The sequence below is a fragment of the Mesorhizobium sp. CA16 genome, from assembly GCF_020165175.1.
In the GTDB taxonomy this organism is placed as follows: domain Bacteria; phylum Pseudomonadota; class Alphaproteobacteria; order Rhizobiales; family Rhizobiaceae; genus Mesorhizobium.
In genome coordinates, this window is record NZ_JAIUHP010000015.1 from 70,244 (window position 1) to 96,826 (window position 26,583).

At 64.5% G+C, this 26,583-nt stretch carries 25 protein-coding genes and 1 pseudogene; 10 read left to right on the top strand and 16 right to left on the bottom strand.

Annotated features, from left to right (window positions below; all coding sequences use genetic code 11):
- Positions 1-11: 11 nt before the first annotated feature.
- Positions 12-647, bottom strand: coding sequence for a LysE family translocator (locus LB525_RS20570; protein ID WP_224546371.1), 636 nt, complete (start codon positions 645-647; stop codon positions 12-14).
- A gap of 126 nt (positions 648-773) precedes the next feature.
- On the opposite strand from LB525_RS20570, the gene LB525_RS20575 reads away from it, so the two are divergent.
- Positions 774-1,478 carry a helix-turn-helix transcriptional regulator gene (locus LB525_RS20575; RefSeq protein ID WP_224546373.1) on the top strand — a complete coding sequence of 235 codons (705 nt, stop codon included), beginning with the start codon at positions 774-776 and terminating at the stop codon, positions 1,476-1,478.
- Between the two features lie 19 nt (positions 1,479-1,497).
- On the opposite strand, the gene LB525_RS20580 is transcribed toward LB525_RS20575, so the two are convergent.
- Positions 1,498-2,298 (bottom strand): class I SAM-dependent methyltransferase, encoded by an 801-nt coding sequence (locus LB525_RS20580; RefSeq protein ID WP_224546375.1) that lies wholly within the window; start codon positions 2,296-2,298, stop codon positions 1,498-1,500.
- A 177-nt stretch (positions 2,299-2,475) separates the two neighbouring features.
- Between LB525_RS20580 and LB525_RS20585 the strand changes: the two genes are divergently transcribed.
- Positions 2,476-3,879, top strand: a complete 1,404-nt coding sequence (locus LB525_RS20585) for an FAD-dependent oxidoreductase (protein WP_224546387.1) — start codon at positions 2,476-2,478, stop codon at positions 3,877-3,879.
- Between the two features lie 70 nt (positions 3,880-3,949).
- Here LB525_RS20585 and LB525_RS20590 read toward each other — a convergent pair whose 3' ends face one another.
- The 5 genes and pseudogenes from LB525_RS20590 to LB525_RS20610 form a co-directional block, all read right to left on the bottom strand.
- Positions 3,950-5,026, bottom strand: a complete 1,077-nt coding sequence (locus LB525_RS20590) for an NAD(P)H-dependent flavin oxidoreductase (RefSeq protein ID WP_224546406.1) — start codon at positions 5,024-5,026, stop codon at positions 3,950-3,952.
- Positions 5,027-5,089: 63 nt separating this feature from the next.
- A pseudogene (locus LB525_RS20595) lies at positions 5,090-5,278 on the bottom strand (LacI family transcriptional regulator); the annotation flags it as partial.
- Between the two features lie 24 nt (positions 5,279-5,302).
- On the bottom strand, positions 5,303-5,839 hold the full coding sequence (locus LB525_RS20600; RefSeq protein WP_224546408.1) for a GNAT family N-acetyltransferase: 537 nt from the start codon (positions 5,837-5,839) through the stop codon (positions 5,303-5,305).
- Positions 5,839-6,144 carry a DUF1778 domain-containing protein gene (locus tag LB525_RS20605; RefSeq protein ID WP_224546410.1) on the bottom strand — a complete coding sequence of 102 codons (306 nt, stop codon included), beginning with the start codon at positions 6,142-6,144 and terminating at the stop codon, positions 5,839-5,841. Before LB525_RS20605 ends, LB525_RS20600 begins: the two co-directional genes overlap by 1 nt.
- 90 nt (positions 6,145-6,234) lie before the next feature.
- Positions 6,235-7,341: a LacI family DNA-binding transcriptional regulator gene (locus tag LB525_RS20610; protein ID WP_224546412.1), complete on the bottom strand. Its 1,107-nt coding sequence runs from the start codon at positions 7,339-7,341 to the stop codon at positions 6,235-6,237.
- A 610-nt stretch (positions 7,342-7,951) separates the two neighbouring features.
- Between LB525_RS20610 and LB525_RS20615 the strand changes: the two genes are divergently transcribed.
- The 7 genes from LB525_RS20615 (at position 7,952) to LB525_RS20645 (ending at position 15,016) form a co-directional block, all read left to right on the top strand.
- On the top strand, positions 7,952-8,914 hold the full coding sequence (locus tag LB525_RS20615) for a sugar-binding protein (RefSeq protein ID WP_095768035.1): 963 nt from the start codon (positions 7,952-7,954) through the stop codon (positions 8,912-8,914).
- A gap of 120 nt (positions 8,915-9,034) precedes the next feature.
- The gene (locus tag LB525_RS20620) at positions 9,035-10,600 is read left to right on the top strand and encodes a sugar ABC transporter ATP-binding protein (RefSeq protein ID WP_224546414.1); all 1,566 of its coding nucleotides are present in this window, start codon (positions 9,035-9,037) and stop codon (positions 10,598-10,600) included.
- A complete protein-coding gene (locus LB525_RS20625) occupies positions 10,597-11,592 on the top strand; it encodes an ABC transporter permease (RefSeq protein WP_095768037.1) in 996 nt (331 codons plus the stop codon). The genes LB525_RS20620 and LB525_RS20625 overlap by 4 nt, the downstream gene beginning before the upstream one ends.
- 192 nt (positions 11,593-11,784) lie before the next feature.
- The gene (locus LB525_RS20630; protein ID WP_224546417.1) at positions 11,785-12,627 is read left to right on the top strand and encodes a transporter substrate-binding domain-containing protein; all 843 of its coding nucleotides are present in this window, start codon (positions 11,785-11,787) and stop codon (positions 12,625-12,627) included.
- A gap of 86 nt (positions 12,628-12,713) precedes the next feature.
- Positions 12,714-13,460, top strand: a complete 747-nt coding sequence (locus LB525_RS20635) for an ABC transporter permease (RefSeq protein WP_224546419.1) — start codon at positions 12,714-12,716, stop codon at positions 13,458-13,460.
- A 9-nt stretch (positions 13,461-13,469) separates the two neighbouring features.
- Complete coding sequence (locus LB525_RS20640; RefSeq protein ID WP_224546421.1) at positions 13,470-14,201, top strand: ABC transporter permease; 732 nt, start codon at positions 13,470-13,472, stop codon at positions 14,199-14,201.
- On the top strand, positions 14,201-15,016 hold the full coding sequence (locus LB525_RS20645) for an ABC transporter ATP-binding protein (RefSeq protein WP_140633717.1): 816 nt from the start codon (positions 14,201-14,203) through the stop codon (positions 15,014-15,016). Before LB525_RS20640 ends, LB525_RS20645 begins: the two co-directional genes overlap by 1 nt.
- 201 nt (positions 15,017-15,217) lie before the next feature.
- Here LB525_RS20645 and phnN read toward each other — a convergent pair whose 3' ends face one another.
- From phnN to LB525_RS20690, 9 genes are all read right to left on the bottom strand, one after another.
- Positions 15,218-15,844: a phosphonate metabolism protein/1,5-bisphosphokinase (PRPP-forming) PhnN gene (gene phnN / locus LB525_RS20650; RefSeq protein WP_224546423.1), complete on the bottom strand. Its 627-nt coding sequence runs from the start codon at positions 15,842-15,844 to the stop codon at positions 15,218-15,220.
- Positions 15,841-16,980 (bottom strand): alpha-D-ribose 1-methylphosphonate 5-triphosphate diphosphatase, encoded by a 1,140-nt coding sequence (locus LB525_RS20655; protein WP_224546433.1) that lies wholly within the window; start codon positions 16,978-16,980, stop codon positions 15,841-15,843. Before LB525_RS20655 ends, phnN begins: the two co-directional genes overlap by 4 nt.
- A gap of 122 nt (positions 16,981-17,102) precedes the next feature.
- Entirely contained in the window at positions 17,103-17,810 is a 708-nt protein-coding gene (locus tag LB525_RS20660; RefSeq protein WP_224546435.1) for a DUF1045 domain-containing protein, read from the bottom strand.
- A 245-nt stretch (positions 17,811-18,055) separates the two neighbouring features.
- Complete coding sequence (gene iolB, locus LB525_RS20665) at positions 18,056-18,868, bottom strand: 5-deoxy-glucuronate isomerase (RefSeq protein WP_224546437.1); 813 nt, start codon at positions 18,866-18,868, stop codon at positions 18,056-18,058.
- Between the two features lie 377 nt (positions 18,869-19,245).
- On the bottom strand, positions 19,246-19,458 hold the full coding sequence (locus LB525_RS20670; protein ID WP_224546448.1) for a DUF3329 domain-containing protein: 213 nt from the start codon (positions 19,456-19,458) through the stop codon (positions 19,246-19,248).
- Positions 19,459-19,522: 64 nt separating this feature from the next.
- Entirely contained in the window at positions 19,523-20,437 is a 915-nt protein-coding gene (iolE, locus tag LB525_RS20675; protein WP_224525906.1) for a myo-inosose-2 dehydratase, read from the bottom strand.
- Positions 20,438-20,472: 35 nt separating this feature from the next.
- Positions 20,473-22,317, bottom strand: coding sequence for a 3D-(3,5/4)-trihydroxycyclohexane-1,2-dione acylhydrolase (decyclizing) (gene iolD, locus LB525_RS20680; RefSeq protein WP_224546450.1), 1,845 nt, complete (start codon positions 22,315-22,317; stop codon positions 20,473-20,475).
- A 31-nt stretch (positions 22,318-22,348) separates the two neighbouring features.
- The gene (locus LB525_RS20685; RefSeq protein WP_224546452.1) at positions 22,349-24,283 is read right to left on the bottom strand and encodes a bifunctional 5-dehydro-2-deoxygluconokinase/5-dehydro-2-deoxyphosphogluconate aldolase; all 1,935 of its coding nucleotides are present in this window, start codon (positions 24,281-24,283) and stop codon (positions 22,349-22,351) included.
- 154 nt (positions 24,284-24,437) lie between these two features.
- Complete coding sequence (locus LB525_RS20690) at positions 24,438-25,283, bottom strand: MurR/RpiR family transcriptional regulator (RefSeq protein WP_224546651.1); 846 nt, start codon at positions 25,281-25,283, stop codon at positions 24,438-24,440.
- A gap of 157 nt (positions 25,284-25,440) precedes the next feature.
- Here LB525_RS20690 and LB525_RS20695 point away from each other — a divergent pair, with 157 nt between their 5' ends.
- Positions 25,441-26,550: a Gfo/Idh/MocA family protein gene (locus tag LB525_RS20695; protein WP_224546464.1), complete on the top strand. Its 1,110-nt coding sequence runs from the start codon at positions 25,441-25,443 to the stop codon at positions 26,548-26,550.
- Positions 26,551-26,583: the final 33 nt, after the last annotated feature.

Sequence of the window (26,583 nt, forward strand, 5' to 3'; positions counted from 1 at the left end):
AGGGGCGGCGATCACGCCGCCCTCAAACCTTCCCAGGCCGTGAATATCGAGACCGCGAACAGCAGCAGCCCTGCCATGCGCCCGGCGAGAACGGTCGCGCGGGGATTGGCCACAAGCATCTGCCTGCTGCGCCCCGCCGTGACGGCGAGCCCGCCATAGATCGCGGCCTGCGTGGCGACCGTCAGCAATCCCATGATCGTCGCCTGCATCCAGATCGGACCGTAGGCCGGCTTCAGGAATTGCGGATAGACGGCAAGGATGAAGAGATAGGCCTTCGGATTGATCAGGCAGGTGACCAGACCCTGGCGAAACGCCTTCCAGGCCGAGCGGCTCCCCATTGGTCCGTTGTCGCCGACGGTGATCGAGCTGCGCATCAGCGAAATGCCGATATAGGCCATGTAGGCGGCGCCGGCGACCAGCAGCGGCGTGAACAGGATCGGCACGAAATGCATGAGCAGGCCGACGCCGATCGCTCCGTTCAGCGTATGCACTGCACCGCCCAGCATGATGCCGGCAGTCGCTGCCAGGCCCCTGTTGCTGCCGCCGGTCAGCGCATTGGCCAGCACGAACAGCATATCCATGCCCGGAACGGCGATGATGCCGAACAGTAGCACGAAGAACAGCCAGAGATTTTCGCCATAGCTCATGTCAGTTGCCTGTCGCATTATCCGCCTGCACGCAAAGGAATCCGTTGATTTTCAAGCGGGTAGGCGGCCCTATAAGGCATTCCAACTGACGGGGCTGTGTCAGTTGCATTTCAGCCGGGTGAGAAAATGCGCAAGGCCTCGCGCCTGTTCGAGATCATCCAGATCCTGCGGCTGGCCAGGAAGCCGGTAACGGCGGCGACGATCGCCGAGCGGCTGGAAGTGACTGCACGCTCGGTCTATCGCGACATCGCGGCCCTGCAGGCAATGCGCGTGCCCATCGAGGGCGGGCGCGGCATCGGCTACATCCTGCGCCCAGGCTTCGACATGCCGCCGCTGATGTTTTCCATCGAGGAGATGGAAGCGATCGTCCTGTCGCTGGCGTTGCTGGAGCGCACGGGCGATGACGAGCTCAAGCAGGCCGCCAAACGTGTCGGCGCCAAGATCGCCGGCGCCGTGCCGCCGCCTTTGCGGCAGACGCTCGATGCCAACGCCCTCCATGCCTGGGGCTTTGCAGCACCCTCCGCGTCGGCCGTCGACCTCGCTCTGGTCCGCCGCGCCATCCGCGACGAGGAGAAACTCGACCTCTCCTATCGCGACGAGGCGGGACGTCCGACCGGCCGCATCATTCGCCCGGTCGCCCTGATCTACTATGCCGAAACCGCCAACATCGTGGCCTGGTGCGAGTTGCGGCAGGCCATCCGCAATTTCCGCAGCGACCGCATCGAGGATTGCCGGGCGGCCGGCCAATGGTTCAAGGGCGAAGGCGACCGGCTGCGGCAGGTGTGGGTTGACGGCTGGGAGATCAATGCCCCGGCGGCCGCCGGCAACTGACGCGTTGCCGCCTTACGTCTCAGGGAACGATGCCGCGGCAGGCCCAGGCGACATTGGCGAAGGATCGCGGGCCATCCGGTCGGCCGGCTTGATAGGCATCGCGGACGGCGGCCTCGACACGCTCCCGCTCGGCTGCATCCAATGTGGTCATATATTTGCCGAGCGGGCCTTCGCCAGCGCCGATCGGCGTCCAGAAGTCGTCGAAATCCGCGTAGTCCATGCGGATCATCAGCTCGGCCTCGGTGACATCGACGAGACCCTGCTCGACAAAGGTCCGCTTCATCTCGCCCGGCTGCATCATCGGCTGGAAGCAATAGCGGTTGCGCAGCTGACGCCCGCTTTCGCTGAGCGCCGCAACTGTGTCGATCATCATGCGCATGCCGGTCATGCCGCCGTAATGGTCCCAGACCACGGCCGCGACCACACCGCCCGGCCGCGTCACGCGGCGCATCTCGGCCACCGCCTTGCCGGCTTCCGGCACGAAGTGCAGCACCAGCAGCGCCAGCGCGCGGTCGAACGCATCATCGGCGAACGGCAAGGCGGTGGCATCCGCCTGCTGGATGGTGACGCGCGGATCGGTGTTCCTGTCCTTCGCCGCCGCGACGAAGACCGGCGAGAAGTCGATGGCATGGATATCGGTGAGATCGCCTGACTTCGCCAGCTCGAAGGTCAGGCTGCCGGTGCCGCAACCCACGTCGAGGACTTTTTCGCCGCCGGCCAGACCGGCGAAATCGATGAACTTGGGCGCGAGCCTGCGGCTCCAGCGCCCCATCAGTTGCTCATAGCCCGACGCCGCGTGAACGGTGAAACTTGATGTCATCTCGCCCTCCCTTCGTTGAAGTCAACCTAGACTTCCACGGAAGCCATGCCAAGCAGCCAAAGCAGCGGATCGTTCCGTGACCGCACACAAGCGGTGGGCCTGGCGGCCCGGCACGTTGCCGGGACTGTGCGCAGAAGCTAATATGGCGCCTAACCCTCGCGGATATTGGGGGACGGGGTGAGCAAAATCCTGATTTGCGGTGGAGGCGTAATCGGGTTGTGCACGGCGGCCATGCTTGGCCGCGATGGTCACGACGTGACGGTCCTCGAGGCTGATCCGGCGGACCGGCCTTCGAGTTCCAGTCAAGGATGGGACTGGGAGCGCCCCGGCGTTGCGCAGTTCAGGCAGCCCCACAACCTCAGCTCGCGTTTCCGGATGGTCGCCGATCAGGAGTTGCCGGGGCTGACGGATATTTTGCTGCGCGCCGGCTGCGTCTGGATGGATTTCTTCGACCCCCGATCGTTGCCCCCGACGATAACGGACAGGGCGCCCCGCCCGGGCGACGAAGCCATGCGCTTCGTTACCGGCCGGCGGCCGGTGATCGAGTGGGCCGTAGCCGAGATGGCGCAAGCTGCGCCCAATGTGACGGTCCGGCGGGGGATCAAGGTTCGCGAGCTGATCACGGGAGCCTCAGCCATTCCCGGCGTGCCGCATATTGCGGGCGTTCGCACGACGTCCGGCGAAGAGATTCGCGCCGACCTGGTGATCGATGCGATGGGGCGGCGAAGCCCTGCCTGCGAATGGATCGTTGCCGCCGGAGGCCGCAGTCCGAGCGAGGAAGCCGAGGACAGCAATTTCGTCTATTTCACTCGCTATTTCACGGGCAAGCAGCGGCCGCGCCGAAAGGGCCGCCTGCTCACTCCGATGGGGCTGTTCTCGATTCTCACCCTGGATGGCGACAACGACACCTGGTCGGTCACTCTGTTCACCTCCGCGAGAAACAAGGCCATGCGCGCTTTGCGCGACACCGCCACGTTCCACCGTGTCGTTACGGCATGTCCGATGCAGGCCCATTGGCTGGACGGCGAGCCGATCACGCACGTCCTGCTGATGGCGGGCGTTCTCGACCGCTACCGGCGGTTTGTCGTCGACGGCCAGCCTGTCGTCACCGGGTTTGCGGCTGTGGCCGATGCCTGGGCCTGCACCAATCCGTCCGCCGGGCGGGGGTTGAGCGTCGGCCTTCTGCACGCGCAGGTGCTCAGGAATATCGCTCGCCGGCACATCGGCGACCCTGCCGAATTCTCGCGGGAATACGATGTCGAGACCGAGCGCCAGGTCGGCCCGTTCTATCGCAACCAGATCGCCGCCGACCGTGCCCGGATCGCGGAGATGAACGCCTTGGCCGACGGCCTTCCTGTTCCGCCGCCGAATCCGGTCATGGCCCGGCTTTTCGCCGCCGCTAGCGAGGATGCCGACGTGTTTCGCGGCGTGATCGAGATCGCCATGTGCGTTTCGCTGCCGCAGGATGTCGTCGCCAGACCGCATATCGCGGCGAAACTGGCCGAACTGGACGGTCGCCCTTTGCCGCCGAATCCCAACATCATCGATCGCGACCGTATGGCATCGCTACTTGCCGGCTGATCTTTTCGCAATCCGGCGTCGACGCTCGGGGTTAAAAGCTCATCGCGGACGTCGACGACGAAGACTTCGCTCACGCAGGCGTCGTTTTGCCGGTCGAGAGGGCGTCGAACACTTCGCCCGTTTCGGCCACGAGCGTTCGCACCAGTTGCCCGGCCGGAAGCTCCCTGTTCAGGGCCGCCGCCTGCCCATAGAGATGGAAGGCGAAATCCTTGTCGCCGCCGAGCGGAGCGCTGAGCGCGACCATTTGCGGGAAGTCCGGAAGGGGCACCCTGCTCTCCTCCATTTCCAGGGCGTAGCGGGTGCGTCTCGCGCGCGCCGCGCGGCCGGTGAAGGCATCGGTGATCATCGTGTCCATGTCGGTCGCCGTGCGGATCAGGGCGCGGCGCGGTGCGTCCGTGCCGGCTTCGTCGCAGGACAGGAAGCCGGTGCCGATCTGCACGCCGCTGGCGCCAAGCGCGAAAGCGGCCGCTATGCCGCGGCCGTCGGCGATGCCTCCCGCGGCAATGACCGGGAGCTCGACGGCATCGACGACCTGGGGAACCAGCGCCATCGTTCCAACGCCGTCGCCAGGACCATTGGGAGCGTGCGAACCGCGGTGACCTCCCGCCTCCCAGCCCTGGGCTATGACCGCGTCGGCTCCACCGTCGGCGAGCTTGCGCGCCTCGGCGACATTCGTCGCGGTGCCGATGATTGCGATCCCGGCCTGCTTCAGCCTGCCGACGGCAGCCGCATCCGGAATGCCGAAATGAAAGCTCACGACCGGCGGCCGGATCTCGAGCAGCAGTTCAAGCTTTTCTTCATCGAAGCCCGGTCCGATCGGCGGAAGCCTCCGCGAGGGTTCGCCGAGCGACAGCTCCTCATAGTAGGGCCGCAACCTGTCAATGACCTGGGTCAGCACGGTGTCGCCGGTGTCGGGTCTGGGAAAAACAAAGAAGTTGAGGTTGAAGGGACGCACGGTCAAGGCGCGCATCTGGCGCGCAACGTTGCGCAGGCCATCCGGCAGCATCGATGCGCATCCGAGCGACCCCAGCCCACCGGCATTGCTCACCGCGGCGGCGAGTTCCGGCGTCGCCGAGCCCGCCATCGGCGCCTGGATGATCGGATGCTCGATCTTGAAAAGATCGCATAAACGGCGGTTCGGCCACATGAGCGTTTTTCCTGTTGGGAAGGAACACACGCTCACTCATCATAGGCCGGTCTCGGGGCCGGGTCATCGGAATTGTGCGGGTACACTCCCCACGCTCTCCCGCTCCACCAGCGGGCACTCCAGCTTGGTGATGGGATAGCGGCCGCGGCCAGGCGTCGGCGGCGTTTCGAGCTGCTCGATCGCCCATTGGCCCATCGCCAGATGCGGCAAGGTCGTCAGCGGCGGGAAGTGATGGCGGGCGATCTCCTCATCATGCAATGGCCTGCACAACTCGCCTCAAGTTTTCGAGAACAGCGCCTGTATCGTCTCGATCGGCATCAGCATGACGCGCTCGCCCAGCGGAGACATAGTGAAGCCGTGACGCTGGTAGAAACCAACGGCGTCGTCGTCGATGGCGTGTGCCACCACGGCACGAACCCCGGCAATGTCCGAAACCGCGAGGCAACGCCGCAGCGCATCGGAAAGCAGGTCGCCCCCGAGGCCCATTCCCTGGAACGCCTGATCGATCGCCAGACGGCCTATCAGCAGCAAAGAAACCTGTTCAGGCATGCCCCGGCGTAGCTTGGCGCTTGGCAGCGCGACCCGTTCTTCCATCGCCGTGGAGATCGCGTAGTAACCGACGACACGATTTTTCGTGCCCGCGTCGCAGACGACATAGGTTCGGGCAGACAATCCCTCGCCGGCGAGGGCACGGTTTCGCAGCCAGTCATCAAGGGTGGGATGCCTGCCGTTGCGAAATTCTGCGACATCATGACTGATGGTCAGCCGTTCCGGAGCGCGGACTCGCGGGCCATGCGATTGCCCAGCGGGCATCAGCGCTCCCAGGCTGGCTTGCGCGTCATGCGGGCGCGAAGCTCTTGCGACGGTTTGTTCGGAGCATCAAGCAGGTCAAGAAATTTCTCATGCGCGTCGGCATCGAGAAAGAAGGCACGCTGGTCCAGAATGGTCTCCTCGGCCTGCTTGCGCGCACTGTCCAGCATGAACTCCGACAGTTTTTGCCCGCGCAAGCTCGCGGCGCGGTTGAGAATGGCCTTCGTCTCGGCCGAAGCGCGGATCTGAATCATATCATCCTTGCGAACTGCGTTGCGATTGCTGCCAGCATGACTGGACTGCGCCATCGAAATCCTCCTGTGTCAGGGTCAGATATCTAGCGATTGTCAGTACAATGTCAATACGTTCCAAGTCTTGAAGCGGCGATCTGGGACATCCTATCCCTCCACGCCTGCCACGCTCTCCCGTTCCACCAGCGGGCACTCCAGCTTGGTGATCGGATAGCGGCCGCGGCCGGGCGTCGGCGGCGTCTCCAGTTGCTCGATCGCCCATTGGCCCATCGCCAGATGCGGCAGGATGGAGGTCGTCAGCGGCGGGAACAGATGGCGGGCGATCTCCTCATCGTCATAGCCGACCACGGAGATGTCCTGCGGGATGTGCAGGCCCGCTTCCTTCAGCGCCTCGTAGCAGCCGATCGCGGTGCGGTCGTTCTGGCAGAAGATGGCGGTCGGTCGCTCCTTGAGCCCGAGCAGCTTGACCGTCGCGGCATAGCCGGCGCTGGCCGACCAGTCGCCCTCCACCACCAGTTCCGGGTCGAACGGGATGTCGGCGGTGGCTAGAGCGCGGCGATAGCCCTTGAGCCGATCCTGAGCGGCCTGCATCCACGGCTCGCCGGTGATGGTGGCGATGCGGCGATGGCCATGGCCGATCAGGTGTCTCGTCGCGCTCTGGCCGCCGGCGATCTCGGAGGGAACCACGGCCGGGAAGGCATAATCGGCGGTGTAGCAGTTGAGCAGGATGACCGGCATCTCGAGGCTGTAGAGGAAATCCGGCGCGGCGATCTCGCGGGTGAAGATGGTCATATAGATCAATGCCGTGATGCCGCGCCCCGTCAGCGCCTGGATGGCGCGCGGCTCCATCACCGCGTCGCCCATGGTCTGCGCCACCAGAAGCACGTTGCCGGCGTTCCACGAGGCCTGCCGCGCGCCCTCGATGGCGACCACCGCCTCGGGGCTGGTGGCGAGCTGGTCGACCGCGAAGCCGATGACGCCATCCAGGCCTTCGAAGGGCGTCACCGGCGGCCGCAGCGCGGAAAAGACCGGCGGCGAATAGCCCAGCGCTCTGGCCGCCTCGATCACCCGGTCGCGTGTCTGTTGCGACAGCCTGATGCCCGGCGAATTGTTGAGCACGAACGAGACCGTCGCCTGCGAGCAGCCGGCGGCGCGCGCGATGTCGGTCATGGTGACACGTCCTTTGGGCTTGGCGGCCGGCTTGCGGCGCCTGGAAGCCCCGGGAGGATCACGCAGTTCCGTCGGTTCACTCATGGTCGATTCCCAAACCCGGCCGGCTCCAAAGCAAAGGCCGATTGCAATGGCAAGATGGTCGGCACGCTCATCTGAAACGCACTATTGATAATAAGTATTATCAAGCGCGACATGCAAATCGCCGGCCGCGCCGCGTCGCGACGAAATCAGTCCGATAAGGTCAGCAGCGCTGACAATTCCTACGGGTTTCCGTGCGGTAGAAAGCTTTTGCGCACGTGCTCTCCTCACTCCCGGCGCATCTTTCGACCAGCGTCTCCTCCGCTTCGAAAGCACGCGCCTCAGCCCAAAACTAATACTCTTTACTAATAGCTGTAAGCGTTCTACTGTCAACTCGTCGTAACCGTCCGGGCTTCCGCTCGGTGCCGGCAAAGTGCGAAGGATGCTCGCTCGAAAGCCGGCGGATCGCCGGTTGGGGCTCGTGTCCATCCTCACGAAAATGTCGGACAAATCGGACTATTTACGAATGCCACATGAGTGTCTAGTGTCTCGACCGCGGCCGGATCGGAACCGTTCTTAAGTCGGCGGACCTTTGCGCCACACCCTTGAGGAGGAGGGTTATCCGCGCCGCAGCCGAGACATCAGCGAAGAGTTCTACAAGGGAGGTTGAACTATGAAATCCATGATACGCAACGCATCAGTCGCCGCGGCGGCCTTGGCATTAGGCCTGTCGGTAAGCGCCAGCGTGCGCGCCGACGACAAGCCGACGCTGGCCTTCGTCGTCAACGGTGCGTCAGACTTCTGGAAGGCGGCGGAAGCCGGCGTGAAGAAGGCGCAGGGCGAACTGCCCGACTACAATCTCGAGCTCAAATATCCGGAACAGTCTTCGGTCGCCATCCAGCAGCGGCTGATGGACGATCTGGTGACGGCAGGCGTCAAGGGCATCATGGTCTCGGCCGTCGATCCCAAGACCTCGACCGACGGACTGAACAAGATCGCGTCGGAAACCGCGCTGTTCACCACCGACTCGGATGCCCCGCAGACCAAGCGCGTCGCCTATATCGGCTCGTCCAATGTCGATGCCGGCAAGCAGGCGGCCGAGATCGCCAAGAAGGCGATGCCCAACGGCGGCAAGTGCCTGGGCTTCGTCGGCCTGCTCGGCGCCGACAACGCCAAGGAGCGCATCCAGGGCATGAAGGACGGGCTCGCCGGCAGCAAGATCGAGCTGGTCGACGTACGCGGCGACGACATCGACCAGGCGCGTGCCAAGAAGAATGTCGAGGACGCGCTGGTCGCCAGCCCCGACATCACCTGCATGGTCGGCTTCTACTCCTACAACACGCCGCGCATCTATGAAGCGCTGCGCGACGCCGGCAAGCTCGGCCAGATCACCGTCGTCGGCTTCGACGACGATCCGATCACGCTGGGCGGCGTCAAGGAAGGCACCGTCGCCGCGACCGTGGTGCAGCAGCCGTTCGAATGGGCCTATCAGGGCATGAAGCTGATGGCTTCCTACCTCAAGGGCGACAAGTCGGGCATCCCGGCCAACAACCTGATCATCATCCCGACCAAGATCATCGGCAAGGATGATGTGGACGCCTACGCCGCCAACCTCAAGGCGATGCAGGGCAAGTAAGCTCAGCACAGTTGCGCCGGCTCAAGGTGCGCCTTGAGCCGGCGTTCGTATTGACGGACCCGCCAAGGCCCGTCAGTCTGTGGCCACCGGCTGTTGCCCCGTGCGGTAAACTATGGCGTGATGACCTCTACCGATTCCACTCAACCGACCACTGCTCCGTTCCTGAGCCTCGAGGCCGTGCGCAAGACCTATCCGGGCGTTGTGGCGCTGGACAGATTCTCGATGGAGGTCCGGCCCGGCGAGGTCATAGGCCTGGTCGGCGAAAACGGCGCAGGCAAATCGACGCTGATGAAGATCCTCGGCGGTGTGACGCGGCCGGACAGCGGCACCATCACCGTCGATGGCGCGGCGCACGATGCGCTGACCGTCGAGCAGAGCATCGGCTCCGGCATCGCCTTCGTGCACCAGGAATTGAACCTCTTCGAAAATCTCGACGTCGCCGCCAACATCTTCTTCGGCCGCGAGCCGCTGCGTGCCGGGCCGCTGAGGCTGGTCGACCGCGCGAAACTGCGCGAGATGGTGGCGCCGCTGCTAAAGCGCGTCGGCGCCAATTTCTCGGCCGACGCGCCGGTGGCGTCGCTGTCGCTCGCGCAGCAGCAGATGGTCGAGATCGCCAAGGCGCTGTCGATCAAGGCGCGCCTTGTCATCCTCGACGAGCCGACTTCAAGCCTGCCGATGGCAGAAACCGAAAAGCTGCTCGACGTCATCAAGGGCCTGAAGGCGCAAGGCATCAGCGTCATCTTCATCTCGCACCGGCTGCATGAGATCGAGCGCGTCGCCGACCGCGTGGTGGTGCTGCGCGACGGCACGCTGGCCGGCACCCTTCCCAAGAGCCACATCAACCACGACGAGATGGTCAGGCTGATGATCGGCCGCATGCTGAAGGAGCGCGAGAAGGCCGGCGAGGCCGCGCGGGCTCCGGGCAGCGTAGCCCTGTCGGCGGATGCGATCCGCACCAGCACCTATCCGGACCGGCCGGTCAGCATCGAACTGAGGCGCGCGGAGATCCTCGGCCTGGCGGGCCTGGTCGGCTCCGGCCGCACGGAGCTGGCGCGCGTGCTGTTCGGCATCGAAGAGCGGTTGGCCGGCAGCGTCACGCTCGACGGCAAGCCGCTGAATGTGACATCGGCGGCGGATGCGGTGGCGAATGGCATCTTCCTTGTGCCGGAGGACCGCAAGCTCACCGGCATACTGCTGGACCTGTCGATCGCGCAGAACATTTCATTGCCCAACCTGCCGGCCCATGCCAGGCGCTCGCTGGTCTCGGTCGGCGCCGAGCTCGCGACGGCCGAAAAGCAGAAGAAGAACCTCGGCATAAAGGCGCCGTCGGTGCTCACCCGCACCGGCACGCTGTCGGGCGGCAACCAGCAGAAGGTGGTCCTGGCCAAATGGCTGGCGATGAACCCCAAGGTGATGATCCTGGACGAGCCGACGCGCGGTATCGACATCGGCGCCAAGGCGGAGATCTACGGGCTGATGCGGGCGCTCGCCGATGCCGGCGTCGCCGTGCTGATGATTTCCAGCGACATGGAAGAAGTGATCGGCGTGTCGGACCGCATCGCGGTCATGCATGAGGGGCAGATCTCCGGCATCCTCGACAAGGACGATTTCAGCCAGGAGAACGTGCTTTTGCTGGCGGTCGGCAAGAAGCCGAAACTGCTGCAGGCGGCGGGAGGAGCGCAATGAGCAAGAAAGATCTCGGCCTGCTGATCCTGATCCTGGTGGTCGGCGCGGTGGTGACGGCCATCAACCCGCGCTTCCTGTCGGCGATCAATCTCGCCAACACCTCCAACCTGGTCGCTCTGTTCGGCATCCTTTCGATCGGCCAGGCCTTCGTCATCATCACCGGCGGCATCGAATTGTCGGTCGGCTCGGTGATCGCCCTGCTCGGCACGCTGTTCATCGACTTCATCGCGGTGCGCGAGGTGAGCTGGCCGCTTGCCTTCGTGCTGATCCTCGCGCTCGGCGCCATCATCGGCTTCGTGCATGGCTGGCTGATCACGCGGCTGAAACTGCAGCCCTTCGTGGTGACGCTGTGCGGCCTGCTTATCTATCGCGGCGTGGCGCGCTTCTATACCGCCGACGGCACGGCCGGCTTCGCCTTCGGGCAGAACTTCCCGACGCTCGAGTTCCTGACCGCGGGCCGCTCCTACGGCCTGCCGAACAGCTTCATCGCGCTGATCGTCATCGCCATCGTTATGTGGGTGGTGCTGCACCGCTCGGTCTTCGGCCGCTATCTCTATGCGATCGGCAAGAACGAGGAAGCGGCGAAATATTCCGGCATCCGCACGGGCCGGGTGATCATCGCCGCCTATGTCATCTGCGGCGTGCTGACGGCGCTGTCGGCGATCTATTTCGCCATGTACACGCGCTCGATCTCGCCCGCGAGCCACGGCCAGTTCTATGAGCTTTATGCCATCGCCGCGGCGGTGCTGGGCGGCTTCTCGCTGCGCGGCGGCGAAGGGTCGCTGGTCGGCGCTGTCCTCGGCACCGTGCTGCTGCAGGAGTTGCAGAACCTCGTCAACCTGCTCGGCATTCCTTCCTCGCTCAACTTCGCGGTGATGGGCGGCGTGATCCTGATCGGCGTGCTGGTCGACCAGCAATGGGGCGTCTTCCGCGCCCGGCGCCGGATGCTGGAGGCGTCTCGCAGGGGCGTCGCCGGCGCGCCGGCGGAGTAGTCTCGCTCTTCCGTCCACATCGGACCGGGTTCCGATTGGATCGATGCTCGCGGTGAAGCCGCGGGCAGGGCCGGATTCGTGGGCGGATTGCAACAACGCGTGAACCGGAAAACAGCCCTTGTCGCAGAATCGGGGCTGGGCTAAGCAAATGGTATCTGAGGGATCCAAGAACAAAATATGGGAGAAATTACCGTGACATCATCACGTTGGATCGCGTTCGCCGCGCTGGCGTTGACCTGCTCGACCCCGGCTATGGCCAAGGACTGGAAGACCGTGACGGTCGCGATGGAGGGCTCCTACGCTCCGTGGAACCAGACCGATGCCAGCGGCAAGATCGTCGGCTTCGAGGTAGACATCCTGAACGACGTCTGCGCCCGCGCGAAGCTGGAATGCAGCATCGTGGCGCAGGATTGGGATGGCGTCATTCCCGGTCTCACGGCCGGCAAGTTCGACATCGTCATGGACGGCATGTCGATCACCGAAGAGCGCATGAAGACCATCGACTTCTCGATCCCCTATGCCTCTTCGCCGGTGGCTTTCCTGGCCGACAAGAACGGCCCGCTGGCGCAGATGTCCAACACCGGCAAGATGATCGATCTGTCGAAGGACGACGCCGAATCCAAGGCGGCGCTCGACACGCTGCGCAAGGAGCTCACCGGAAAGAATGTCGGCCTGCAGGTCTCGACCACGGAGGCGACATTTGCCGACAAATATCTCAAGGATGTCGCAAACATCCATGAATACAAGACGACCGACGAGCACGACCTCGACCTGATGGCGGGCCGCATCGACGTCGCCTTCGCCGACACCACCTATTTCCTCGGCACGCTGGCCAAGCCCGATGCGAAAGACCTGGAATTCGTCGGCCCGCAATTCAAGGGTGGCCCGATCCTCGGGCCGGGCATCGGCGCGGCCTTCCGCAAGAGCGACAAGGACCTGCAGGACATCTACAACAAGGCGCTCAAGGCCGCGCTCGACGACGGCTCGGTGTCGAAATATTCCATGCAATGGTTCAAGATCGACATTACCAAGTAACGTCGCAACGGGAGCAGCCAAGGCTGCTCCCGTTTTGCATTGAGCGTAGACGTCGATGCCTATCTCGGCGCCCGCAGGAGCCGTAAGTGGAGTTTCTCAACGATCTCAAGGATCAGGTTTCGACGGCCTATGAGCTGTTGGCCGCCGGCTGGGGCGTGCAACTGCTGTGGGGCATCGGCTGGACGCTCGCCGTCACCGTCGTCTCGATGCTGATCGGCGCCGTGCTGGGCTCGCTGGTGGCGGCGGCCAAGCTTTCGCATCGCGGCGGATTGAGATTCATCGGCGAGAGCTACACCACCGTCTTCCGCGGCGAACCGGAACTCCTGATCATCTACCTGTTCTACTATGGCGGCACCCAGGTCCTGACCGGCGTGGCGCGCTCGACCGGATCGATCGGCTCGGCCGATATCTTGAACATGCCGAGTTTCCTTGGCGGCGTTCTCGCGGTCGGCATCATTTCCGGCGCCTATCAGGCCGAGGTTTTTCGCGGCTCGTTCCTGGCGATCCATCGCGGCGAGCTGGAAGCGGCGCGTGCCTACGGCATGTCGGCCTGGCTGCGTTTTCGCCTCGTGATCATGCCGCAGGTCCTGCGTCTCGCGGTGCCGGGGCTGGGCAATGTCTGGCAATTGACCATCAAGGACTCGGCGCTGATCTCGGTCACCGGCGTCGCCGAGCTGATGCTGACGGCCAACAAGGCGGCGCGCTCGACGCATCATTCGCTGCTTTTCTACACGCTCGCCGGCATCCTCTATCTGGTGATGACCTCGATCTCGACGCCGATCTTCGACAAAGCCGAGCGCTACACCTCCCGAAGCTTCACACGGCCGAAATAAGAGGTGGCGGTGGATTTCGACTTCTACCTTTCAACCATGTGGAGCGTGCTGAAGGCGCTGCCGCTGACGCTCGAGATCTGGTTCTTCGGCATCGCCTTCGGGCTCATCATCGCCACCGGCCTGACCTGGCTGCGGGCTTCCGGCTACAAATCGGGCGAGTATTTCACCCGCGCCTATGTTTTCGTCTTCCGCGGCTCGCCGTTGCTGGTGCAGCTCTATCTGGTCTATTTCGGGCTCTCCCAGTTCGACTTCGTGCGCCACAGCCCGATCCTGTGGCCGATCCTGCGCGATCCGATGTATTGCACGATCGTCGCCATGGCCTTGAATACTGCGGCCTATGAGAGCGAGATTTTCCGCGGCGCGCTGCGCGCGGTGCCTGTCGGCCAGATCGAGGCGGCCAAGGCGTTCGGCATGTCGGCCTTCACCCGCTTCCGCCTCGTCACGCTGCCGATCGCGCTGCGGCTTGCGTTGCCGGCCTATTCGACGGAAATCATCCTCATGACCAAGGCAACCGCGCTGGCGTCCGTGGTCACCATCATGGAGATGATGGGAACGGCGCAGAAGATCCAGCATGACACGTTCCGGCCGATTGAGGTGCTGACCTGCGCCGGCGTGATCTACCTGCTTCTCAACCTGTCGATCGCCCGGCTGTTTGCCTGGGTCGAATACCGGCTGTCGCCGCATCTGCGTCCCCCGCCCGAGCAGAGCCAGCAAGTCAAACCCGTACCGGAGGTGTTGTGATGTCGGCAAATGTCGCCGCTGCCGCGAAAGCCGCGCCGTCCTCCGATGAGACGCCAGCCATCAGCGTAAAGGATCTGCGCAAGTGCTTCGGCGATCATGAGGTGCTCAAGGGCATTTCGCTCGAGGCCCACAAGGGCGACGTCATCTCGATTCTCGGCTCCTCCGGGTCCGGCAAGAGCACGATGCTGCGTTGTATCAATCTCCTGGAGACCCCGGATTCCGGCGAAGTGCGGGTCGACGGCGAGCTCATAAAGATGAAGCGGGGTCGCGACGGCCACCAGATGCCCGCCGACATCCGCCAGGTGGAGCGGATCCGCGCCAACCTCGCCATGGTTTTCCAGAGCTTCAATCTATGGTCGCACATGACCGTGCTGGAAAACCTCGTCGCCGCGCCGACGCATGTGCTGAAGCGGCCGCGCGCCGAGTGCCTGGAGCAGGCCGAGGCATTGCTGAAGCGCGTCGGTATATGGGAGCGCCGCAACTACTACCCGCCGCATATGTCGGGCGGCCAGCAGCAGCGCGCGGCAATCGCCCGCGCCCTGGCGATGAATCCCAAGGTGATGCTGTTCGACGAGCCGACATCGGCGCTCGATCCGGAACTGGTGGGCGAGGTGCTGCGCGTCATGCGCTCGCTCGCCGAAGAAGGACGCACCATGCTGGTCGTCACGCATGAGATGGGTTTTGCCCGCGACGTGTCGAGCAAGGTGATGTTCCTGCACAAGGGGGAGGTGGACTCGGCCGGCGAACCGAAGGAGATGTTCGCCAGGCCGCCGACGCCGCAGTTCAAGCAGTTCATCGCCAACTTCAATAAGTGAGGCGCGGCGCCCCCTTCTCCCCTTGTGGGAGAAGGTGGCCGCGAAGCGGCCGGATGAGGGGTGCTGGAAGAAACGAGGCGCTGAAGAATAGGATGCGCACAGCGCTCATTTCGTCATCGCAGCGATCCTTCCAACACCCCTCATCCGTCTCGGCGCTGCGCGCCGATCCACCTTCTCCCACAAGGGGAGAAGGAGAAGGTCTTAGATCATGTCCGACAGATCCGAGAACGCCATCGCCTTGCGCAGCACCTCGGCGAAGCGTTCGCCGGCGATTTCCTTGTCGCCGCTGTTGTCGATCGAGGTCACGTCCGGTCCCGTCAGCTTTACGCTGGTGCTGCGCGCCAGGCGGGCAAGCACTTCGCCGCGCGATTCACGGCCGCGCGCCGCCAGCCGTTCGGCGAGGATCTCCGGCGTGGCGGTGATCTCGACCACGGCCAGATTGGCGTAGCGCTCGCGCAGCGCCGGGATGACCGCGCGGGAGACGTTCGCCACGGCCACGTGGCCATTCGCCACGGCCCAGTCGACATCGGCCGGCAGGCCATAGCGCAGGCCGTGCGCGTCCCAGCACAGCGAGAAGGCGCCGTCCGCCTCCGCCTCGGCAAAGGCGGCATCCGCCAGCGTATCGTGGTCCTCGCTTGCCGTGTCGCTCGGCCGGGTGATGACGCGGCGCACGAATTCCAGCCGCGTCTCGCCGGCAAAGCGCTGCTTGGCGTAGCCGATCACCGTGTCCTTGCCGGCGCCGCTCGGCCCCACCACCGCGACGAAGACGCCGTTGCGGATCGGCAGGCTGTCGGCCAGCTCGCGCTCGATGAGGGCCGAGACCATCATGCGACCCGGCCGCCCTGACGCCACACGGTGCGAACGACCGGCACATGGTCGTCCACGCGCACCCGCACCAGGTCGGCCCGGCGGCCGGGCTCGATGACGCCGCGGTCGGCGAGGCCGATCGCTTCGGCCGGGTTCTTCGAGACCATGGCGACCGCCTGCGGCAGCGAGATGCCCTCGACGACATCGCCGAGGAAGAAGGCCGACTGGATCAGACTAAAGGGGATGTAGTCGGACGACAGGATGTCGAGCAGGCCGTCAGCGGCAAGCGTGCGCGCCGAGACATTGCCGGAATGCGAGGCGCCGCGCATGACGTTCGGCGCGCCCATCAGCACGCCGAGGCCTGCGGCTTTCGAGGCCTTGGCCGCCTCTTGCGTCGTCGGGAACTCGGCGACGCGCACGCCCTGCTCGATCGCTTCGTCGACATGGCCGGCGGTCGCGTCGTCATGGCTCGCCAGCACGATGCCGCGCTCCTGGCAGGCGGCCGAGATGAAGACGCGGTTCGGACCGGAATTGCGGGCCGATTCGGCCATCCGCTTCTCGCAGAATTTCTGGAAGTCGCGGTCCGTCAGCTTCAGTTTGCGCTGGTAGTAGTAGGCATAGGTCTCGAGGTTGACGAACTGGCGCTGTCCGGGCGCATGGTCCATCAGCGAGGCGAGCTTAACCCGCTCGTCGGCCTCGAAATTAGCGAAAGCCTCGAGGCAGTCCGGCGCCGAGACCTCGCAACGCAGGTGGATGAAATGGTCGGCCCTGAGCCGATCCTGGCGCACGCTGTCCTCGATCGCGTCGGCCAGCTTGCGAACGTCGTCGGATTTCAGGTCGGCATCCTCGTCCATGCCGACGCGCAAGGCGTCGAGCACCGTGGTGATGCCGGCGGTCGCCACCTGGGCGTCATGGGCAAGCACGGCGGCGATCGGGTTCCAGCGCACTTTCGGGCGCGGCGCGTAGTGGCCTTCGAGGTGATCGGTGTGCAGCTCGACAAGACCTGGGATGATGTAGTCGCCGCCCATGTCCTCGCCGGCGCGGACGGCACCCGGCTCGACGGCGGCAATCAGGCCATCGCGCAACAACAGCGAGCCCTCGACGATTTCATCGGGCAGCACGATGCGGGCATTGGTGAGAACGGTTTCGGCGGTCATCTCGGGCGGTCCTATCTCAAGCAGTCGTTTCAGAGCAATTCCAGGAAAAGTGCTTTGCGGTTTTCCGTCCGAAATTGCGTAAACAAAAAGATGGGGCGGTTCAGCGTTTCCGCTGATCCGTCCTATGCGGTCTTGCGGGCAGGCCTGCGGCCAAGCGCATGATGGGAAAGCACCATGAACGGGGCGCCGGGCTCGCTTTCGACGAACAATGTCAGCGCATCCACCGGCACCGGCTGCCGCAGCACATCGGCGAACAGGCCGTCGATCGCTGCACGAAGACGTGGGCTTTCCTGTGGCCCGACCCGCCCCGATAGCGTCATGTGGAAGCGGAACGTGTCGAAGACGTAAGGGTAGCCCCATTGGCAGAGATTGCGGAACTCGTCCGGCTTCAGCGCATCGGGGCTGCGGCGCTCGATCTCGGCCTCCGTCAGCGGCGCGCGGAACGGATCGAAGGCGCGCACCACCTCGCCGGCGAAATCGTTGAGCGGCGCGAACTGCGTTTCCGGCACCAGCGCGAAGAAGCCGTCGATCTGGCCGACGACGAGACGTGGGATGATCACAGGCGGCGTCGCCTCGGCGAAAGCGTCGAGCGCGGCGCGCAGCGAAGCTTCCGTCTCGTTCGGCGCCAGCCGGAACGGGGCTTTCAGCGTCGCATGGAATCCGTAGCGCCGGGCAGAGGCAGTATGGAAAGCGACTTCCGCGGCCGAAAGATCGCCCACGGCCTCGACCAGCCGCGTCGCCGCGCCGAACGGGTCGCGGCCCAGCCAGTTGGCGGCAATGCGCGCCAGCTTCTCGTCCTGCCCCGGGGTGTAGTAGATCGCGTAGCGCATGGGCGTTCCTCGTCAAGCGCGCTGCGCGCCCCAAAGGAATATGCGACGCGCTTCAAGTCATTGTCTTGGCAAGTCGTGGCCCAAACGCCGGAGCGCTTGCGGCGACATGCACCGGAACCGCTGCCATAGGTGATTTCCATGACGGATTGACGAAGCTTTCGTGGGTTTTCGAAGGCAAGTCCAGCACGGAGCTCGTTAGCCGACGATTTTTCCGGGCTGGACCAACGGCTTTGCCGGCGTGCCGATCAGGCCTTCATCAGCCATTCATGCTCGGCCGCGTTGTGGAATTTCCACGTCCGCTTCGGTCCGGCCATGACGTTGAGGTAATAAAGATCGTAGCCGTGGCAGGCGGCGCAAGGGTGATAGCCCTTGGGCACCAGCACGACATCGCCGTCCTCGATCGCCATCGCCTCGTCCAGCTCGCGCACGCCGTTGCGGTCGGCATCGGTGTAGACGCGTTGGAAGGCAAAGCCCTGCGGCGGGCTGAGGCGGTGATAATAGGTCTCCTCGAGATAGGATTCGGCCGGTAGGTTGTCCTGGTCGTGCTTGTGCGGCGGATAGCTCGACGTGTGGCCGCCGGGCGTGATCACCTCGACCACCAGCAGCGAATCCGCCGGCTTGCCCTCGGGCAGGATGTTGGTGACGTAGCGCGTGTTGGTGCCCTTGCCGCGCACCTCCTGGCCGAGATCGTCAGGTCCGATGACGCGCACCGGCAGACGGCCACCGAGGCCGGGCGCCGAGCAGACGGCGAGTTCCAGCTCGGTATCGGCGGTCACCGACCAGTCGGCGCCTTGCGGCACATAGACCGACCACGGCTTGCCTTCGAAGGGCGACATGCGCTCGCCGAGCAGGCCGAGATCCTTGCCGCCGGCCGATGCCTTGCCCTTGCCGGTGACGAACACCAGGCAGACCTCGCGCTCGCCGGTTTTGCCGGACACCGTCTCGCCCGGACGAAGCCGATGCAGATCGAAACCGACATAGGTCCAGCCGGCGCTTTGCGGCGTGACATGAGCGACATGGCCGTGGCCCTTGTCGGCCTTGACGAGCAGTTTCGACATTTTTGTCTCTCCTATTCCGTTGGCCTTCGTTGGTTGCGGATCAAAGATCTTGCCGGCTGACAGAACCAGCACAACCTTCGAGATTGGCCGAGGCCTCCAAACTTCGTCATTCTAGGGCGAAGCAGGAGCGCAGCTCCGTCGCGGAGACCCTAGAATCCATGCCGTTACCTCAATCGAAGGGCGCTGCGGAGCAGAATTCTGTACCGCAGCGGCTGCTTCGAAGTCGCGGAATGGATCCTAGGGTCTGCGCTACGTCGCTGCGCTCCTTGCTCCGCCCTAGGATGACGAAGCGAGAGGCGTTTCGGCTAATCGCCAACGCATGCGATCCGCCATGCACGCAGTATCCGATCCGTAGACGCTTCTGAGCCATGGATTAGTCACTCCTTCGGTCCGGGTTCGGCCTTGTTCTCCTCAATCGGCTTATAGAGGTAGAAAAACTGCCACACGGCATAGCCGGCGAAGCCCAGCGCGATGACGCCCCAGAACGGCGTGCCGGACGCGAATTCGATCACCGACCAGACGAGGCAGACCGCGACGACCACGATACGGCGCCACAGCGGCCGGAAGAAGGGATGCTCATAGTCTTTCATCGCGCCAATCCAGGATTTGCCCAAAGCACAACGGATAAACCGGGCGCCCCGACTAATCCACTGCTCAGGCCGGAAAACCCTGCGTCTCGACCGTATAGCCGGCGGCCGTCATCACCCGCATAAGTTCCTTGTGGCCGACCTGGGCCATCTTGAGCGGCGGGTTCTTCTTCGGATCCTGCTCGGCCTCGACCACGAACCAGCCTTCATAGCCATGATCGGCGAAACGCTGGACAATCGCCCCGAAGTCGAGTGAGCCGTCGCCCGGCACGGTGAAGGCGCCGAGCGCCACGGCGTCGAGGAAGGACTGTTTCGTGCGGTCGAGCCTGTCGATCACGCCCATGCGAACATCCTTCACATGGACGTGGTTGATGCGCTTGTGGTGATTGTCAATGGCGCGCAGCACGTCGCCGCCGGCAAAGGCGAGATGGCCGGCATCGAGCAGCAGCGGAATGCCTTCGCCGGAGTTGCGCATGAAGGCGTCGAGCTCCGGCTCGGTCTCGACCACCGCCGCCATGTGGTGATGGTAGGAGAGCGGCATGCCTTGCTCAGCGCACCACTCGCCGAACTCGGTGACGCGCCGGCCATAAGCCTTCATCTCGTCGGCGGAAAGTTTCGGCTTGGTGGCCAGAGGCTTGGAGCGGTCGCCCTGGATGGACCGGCCGACCTCGCCATAGACGATGCAGGGCGCATCGACCGCCTTGAACAGGTCGATCATCGGCTGGATGCGGTCCTTGTTCCGGGAGATGTCCTCGTTGACAAGCGTGCCTGAGAACCAGCCGCCGCAAAGCGTGACGTCGGCCTCCTTCAGGATCGGCAGCATCACCTTCGGATCATTGGGGAAGCGGCGGCCCATCTCCATACCGGTGAAGCCGGCCGAGCGCGACTGGCGCAAACATTCCTCCAGCGACACATCATCGCTCAATTCCACGAGATCGTCGTTCCACCATGCGATGGGGGACATGCCCAGTTTGGCTTTCAAGTCGTCACTCCAATGTCGGTTCGTTGCGAGCCGGTTCAGCCCTGACGGCTGTCCACGGCTTCCTCGTATTTCTTGCGCGCGGCATTGACTTCGCGTCGCGACGAGACTTCCGGCACGGCGACATCCCACCAATGGCCGCCCGCCTCGGTCGAGACCAGCGGGTCGGTGTCGATGACCAGCACCGTCGTCTTGTCGTTCTTCTTCGCCTTGGCCAGTGCCGTCTCCAGCTCGGCGATCGACGCTACCTTCTCGGCCACGGCACCTAAGCTTGCCGCGTGCGCGGCGAAGTCGACGTCAGGCATCACCTCGTGGCGGGCGTCCTTCAAGAGGTTGTTGAAGTTGGCGCCGCCGGTCGCCATCTGCAGCCGGTTGATGCAGCCATAGCCGCGATTGTCGAGCAAAACGATGGTGAGCTTCAGGCCAAGCATCACCGAAGTGGCGATCTCGGAATTGAGCATCAGATAGGAGCCGTCGCCGACCATGACGACCACCTCCTGGTCGGGCTTCGCCATCTTGACGCCGAGCCCGCCGGCGATCTCGTAGCCCATGGTCGAGAAGCCGTATTCGGCATGGTAGGAGCCCGGCGCGCCGGCCTGCCAGAGCTTGTGCAATTCGCCGGGCAGACCGCCCGCGGCATGCAGCAGCGTGACGCCCGAGCCCATGGCGCGCTGCACGGCGCCGATCACTTGCGCATCGGACGGATAGGCGGCGTTGGTCGATGCCGTCACCTTGGCGGCGGCGGCCTGCCACTCCGTCTTGCCCTTCAATGCATTGTCGGTCCACGCGGCCGGCGCTTTCCAGCCCTTCAGCGCGGCGGACAGCTCGGCAAGCCCTTCGGCCGCGTCGGCGACCAGCGGCAGCGCCCAATGCTTGCCGGCGTCGAAACCTTGCGTGTTCAGGCCGATGATCGTGCGGCCGGCATTCTTGAACAGCGCCCAGGAGCCGGTGGTGAAATCCTGCAGTCTGGTGCCGACGGCGAGCACGACATCGGCCTCTTCCGCCAGCCGGTTGGCGGCCGACGTGCCGGTGACGCCGACCGCCGCCATGTTGAGCGGATGGTTGTCGGGCAACGAGGATTTGCCGCCCTGTGTCTCGCAGACCGGAATGCCAGCGCCCTGCACCAGCTTGGCGAGCTCGTCCGAAGCCTGCGAATACAGCACCCCGCCGCCCGCGATCACCAGCGGCTTCTTGGCGCCCTTCAGCGCCGCGACGGCTGCCGCCAGCTCGTTGCGGTCCGGGCGCAGCCGGCGCGGTGTCCAGACACGCTCGGCGAACAGGCTTTCGGGATAATCATAGGCCTCCGCCTGCACGTCCTGGCAGAGCGACAGCGTCACCGGGCCGCATTCGGCCGGATCGGTCAGCACCTGCATGGCGCGGTTCAGCGCCGGGATGATCTGCTCCGGCCGCGTGATGCGGTCGAAATAGCGCGATACGGGACGGAAGCAGTCATTGACGCTCGCCGTGCCGTCGGAGAAATCCTCGGCCTGCTGCAGCACCGGGTCGGGCAGGCGGTTGGCGAAGACATCGCCGGGCAAAAACAGGACGGGCAACCGGTTCACATGCGCGAGCGCGGCCGCCGTCACCATGTTCAGCGCGCCGGGGCCGATCGAAGAGGTCGCCGCCATGAAGCGGCGGCGGAAGTTCGCCTTGCCATAGGCAATCGCGGCATGCGCCATCGCCTGCTCGTTATGGGCGCGGAAAGTCGGCAGCTCGTCGCGGACCTGGTAGAGCGCCTCGCCAATGCCCGCGACATTGCCATGGCCGAAGATGGCCCAGACGCCGCCGAAGATCGGCACCTTCTTCCCGTCGATCTCGGTCATTTGCCGGCTGAGGAAGCGGGTCAGCGCCTGCGCCATCGTCAGGCGGATTGTCTTGCTCATGGTGTCTCCTCCGCAGTCCTTCAGCGGTCTGTTATGCGGCCTTGCGGCCGCGCGCGGCAAGCCATGCCTCGGTCAACTGCTCGAAACGCGCGGCCATGTCGGCGATCGCCTCGTCATCCGACATCCTGCCGGCCAGCCATCGTTCGGCGGCGTTGACGAAGATGGTGCGGCCGACGGCAAAGCCCTTGACGATCGGCGCATTGGCGGTGGCGGCAAACGCCGCGACCAACTCGTCCTGCGGCGCTTCCAGCCCGAGCAGCACCACGCCACGGCACCAAGGATCGTTCCTGACGATCACCTGTTCGATCTTCGCCCAGGCGCCTGCCGAAGCCTGCGGCTCGAGCTTCCACCAGTCCGGCTTGATGCCCAGCGCATAGAGCTCCTCCAGCGCGCGCGGAATGGTGGTGTCGTCGAGCCTGCCGTGCTTGCCGGCGATGATCTCGACCAGCAATTCGCGGCCGACTTTCCGCGCCGCTTCGAACAAAGCGCGCAGCTTCTGCTGCTGCTCGGTCTTTAGCGCTTCCGGGTCATCGGGGTGATAGAAGCACAGGCATTTGATGCAGTGGTCGACCGGCCATTCGGTGAGCTGCGAGCCTATGTCCTGCGAGAATTCGAAACGCAGCGGCCGCGACCCGGGCAATTCGACGGGGCGGCCGAGCCAGGCGAAGGGATGGCGGGCGAATTCGAACATGGCGTCGCGGCCATATTTCTCGTCGATCAGCATGCCGTAGCCATCGCGGCCGGCGGCGACCTTTGCCGCCGCCTTGACGGTGAGCACCTTGAAGTCGGGAATACGCGAAACATCTGCGCCGACCTTCGCGGCAACGTCTTCAAGCTGGACGCGATGATCGCAGGCCAAAGCCATCAGCGAGGGGATGTCGCGCCGCCGCGTCGTTGCCCAGTGGACGTGGTTGATCGCCTCGTCCTTGCGCAGCGCCAGGTGTTTGCTGCCGTTCTTTAAAAAGAACTGCAGCTCCTCGAAGGTCGGGTATTCCGGCGCGCAGAGCAGGCGCGACACCGCGAAGGCGCCGCAGGCATTGGCCCAGGTCGCGGCGGTGGCAAAGCTCTCGCCGCCGAGCCAGCCGCGCAGGAAGCCTGACATGAAGGCGTCGCCGGCTCCGAGCACATTGTAGATCTCGATCGGAAAACCCTTGCCGACGATGCCGTCCTCGAGGTCGTCGCTGATCGGCCCGTCATAGACGATGCAACCCTTGGCGCCGCGCTTCAGCACGATGGTGGCGGCGGACAGCGCGCGGATCGTCTTCAGCGCGCTCAGGCAATCGTCGGCGCCGGAAGCGATCATGATCTCTTCCTCGGTGCCGACGATGAGATCGCAATCCGGCAGCACCGTCTTCAACTGCGCCGAGACGCGGTCGGACTTGACATAGCGCTCGAAACCCTCCGCGTGGCCGGCGAGGCCCCAAAGGTTCGGGCGGTAGTCGATATCGAACACAACCTTGCCACCCTGGGCCTTCATCAGGCGGATCGCCTTGCGCTGCGCGGCATCGGAATTCGGCCGCGAGAAGTGCGTGCCGGTGACGACCACCGAGCGCGCCGAGGCGATGAAGGCCTCATCGATATCCTCCTCGGCCAGCGCCATGTCGGCGCAGTCCGAACGATAGAAAATCATCGGCGAGACGCCTTCGCTTTCGACCGAGAGCAGCACCAGCGCTGTCAGCCGCTCCTTGTCGGTCTTCAGCCCGTCGACCGAGACGCCCTCGCGCCGAAGCTGCTCGCGGATGAAGCGGCCCATCTGCTCGTCGCCGACGCGGGTGAGCAGCGCCGAGTGCAGGCCGAGCCTTGCCGTGCCGACGGAAATATTGGCCGGGCAGCCGCCGACGGACTTGGCGAAAGAGGTGATGTCTTCCAGCCGCGAGCCGATTTGCTGGCCATAGAGATCGACCGAGGCGCGGCCGATGGTGATGACGTCGAGCGGCGGGTATCTCCCTTCCACGGCTTCGCCCATTCGAACCTCCCATCGGCCTTGTTTTGCAGAGCAGCGTCGTTTTGGACAGCGCGCGCCGGCGACGGCGTGGTGTCGTCAATATGAAATATTAATTCCAATCTACAGTCAATATGGAATGAGTGTTCCCGAGCCGAAAAGCGCTCATTCGGGAGGCTCAGCCCTTGCGTCGGCGCCCGGTCTCGCGGCGTTTCTCGCCCACGGCGACAGTCAGCGCCATGGCCAGCGCCATCGTCGCCGAGATCGAGCGGAAGCCGCCGAAATCGGCCTCGGCGACCTCGAACCAGACCCTGGCGAATTGCGCCAGCGGCGAGAAGGACGAGTCGGTGATCGCCACGATCGGCACGCCCTGCTCGGCGATCGAGCGCGTCTCCTCGATGGTCGCCGGCGCGTAAGGCGAGAAGCTGATGGCGATGACGGCGTCGCGCGGCGTGGCGAAGCCGATCATCTCGGCGTTCAGCCCCGCGGCCGATTCCACCAGCTGGTTGCGGATCTTGAGCTTGCCCAGCGCATAGGCGATGTAGGACGCCACCGGATAGGAGCGGCGCTTGGCCAGCACATAGATCGTCTCGGCTTTCGCCAGAAGCGCCACCGCCTCCTCGAAATGGGCATCGTTGAGCGAACGTGAGATGTCGCCCAGCGAGGTGCTGGCGGCGGCGACGAAGCCGTCGAAGATCGCCCGGTGCCCGCGGCCTTCCTCGGCCTTGGCGCGCAACGCCGCCAGCCGCTCGTCATAAGAGGAGTTGCGCTCGCGCAGACGCTCGCGGAAAACCTGCTGCAGGCTGGTGAAGCCGTCGAAGCCGAGCTGCTGGGCAAAACGGATCAGCGTCGAGGGCTGCACGCCGGCCGAGGCGGCGATGCTCGCCGCCGTGCCGAAGGCGATGTCGTCGGGATTGTCGAGCGCATAGGCGGCGATCTGCGCGATGCGCTTGGGCAGGCTCGCGCGTCTGTCCAGGATCGTCGCGCGCAGCGTTTCGAAATCGCGAGGCACCCGTTCGTCCATCGTCGCTCCGCCCACGCTCATAAGGTTTGTCTCTCTCCTGCCTCATCATAGCGAGTTCGCGCAAGAACACCATAAAAAATGATTTAGATATTCCATTCTTTATCAAAATAGACTAATTCATCCACGCATACTTTCCTTTATCCTGGAGACAATCGACATGGTCGGAGTGGGCCTCATCGGCACTGGCTTCATGGGCAAGTGCCACGCCATCGCCTGGAACGCGGTGGGCACCGTCTTTCCCGATGTCGACAAGCCGAAACTGGTGCATCTGGGCGAGGTGAATGACGAGCTTGCCAAACGCAAAGCTGCCGAGTTCGGCTTCGCAAAAGGCTCCGGCGACTGGCGCGCCGTGGTCGAGGATCCGGACGTCGAGATCGTCTCGCTGACCACGCCGAACCAGTTCCACCCGGAAATGGCGATCGCCGTCCTCGAAGCCGGCAAGCATCTGTGGTGCGAGAAGCCGATGGCGCCGAGTTTCGCCGAGGCCGAGGCGATGGCGAAGGCCGCGAAGCAATCCGGCAAGGTCGCCGTGCTCGGCTACAACTACATCCAGAACCCCGCCATCCGCCATATCGGCGCGCTGCTCGAGGAAAAGATCATCGGCGACGTCAATCTCGTGCGCATCGAGATGGACGAGGATTTCATGGCCGATCCGGAGGCGCTGTTCTTCTGGAAACACGAGGCTTCGTCCGGCTATGGCGCGCTCGACGATTTCGCCGTGCATCCGCTGTCGCTGATCAAGGCGCTGTTCGGCCGCGTCTCGCGCGTCATGTGCGACATGGTCAAACCCTATCCCGATCGCAGGACCGCGTCCGGCGCCCGCCGCGCGGTGGAGACCTATGACATCGCCAGCGTCTTGATGCATCTCGAGAACGGCGTTGCCGGCACGCTGCTGGTCAACCGCTCGGCCTGGGGCCGCAAGGGCCGCATCGCCATCCAGATCTTCGGCTCGAAGGGCTCGATCCTCTACGACCAGGAGCGGATGAACGAGTTCCAACTCTACCTCACCGCCGACCGGCCGACCGAGCAGGGCTACCGCACCATCCTGGTGGCGCCGCACCACAAGCCCTACGATTCCTTCCTGCCGGCGCCCGGCCACGGCCTCGGCTTCAACGACCTCAAGATGATCGAATGCCGCGAGCTCCTGATGCGCACCGCCGGCAAGCCGGCCCGCATCATCGACTTCGACGAGGGGCTGGAGATCGAGCGCACCGTGCATGCCATGGCGCGCTCCTTCCAGGAACAGCGCTGGGTCGATGTGAGGTAGGGCTGGCGACCATCGAGACCGCAACGGGCGGCG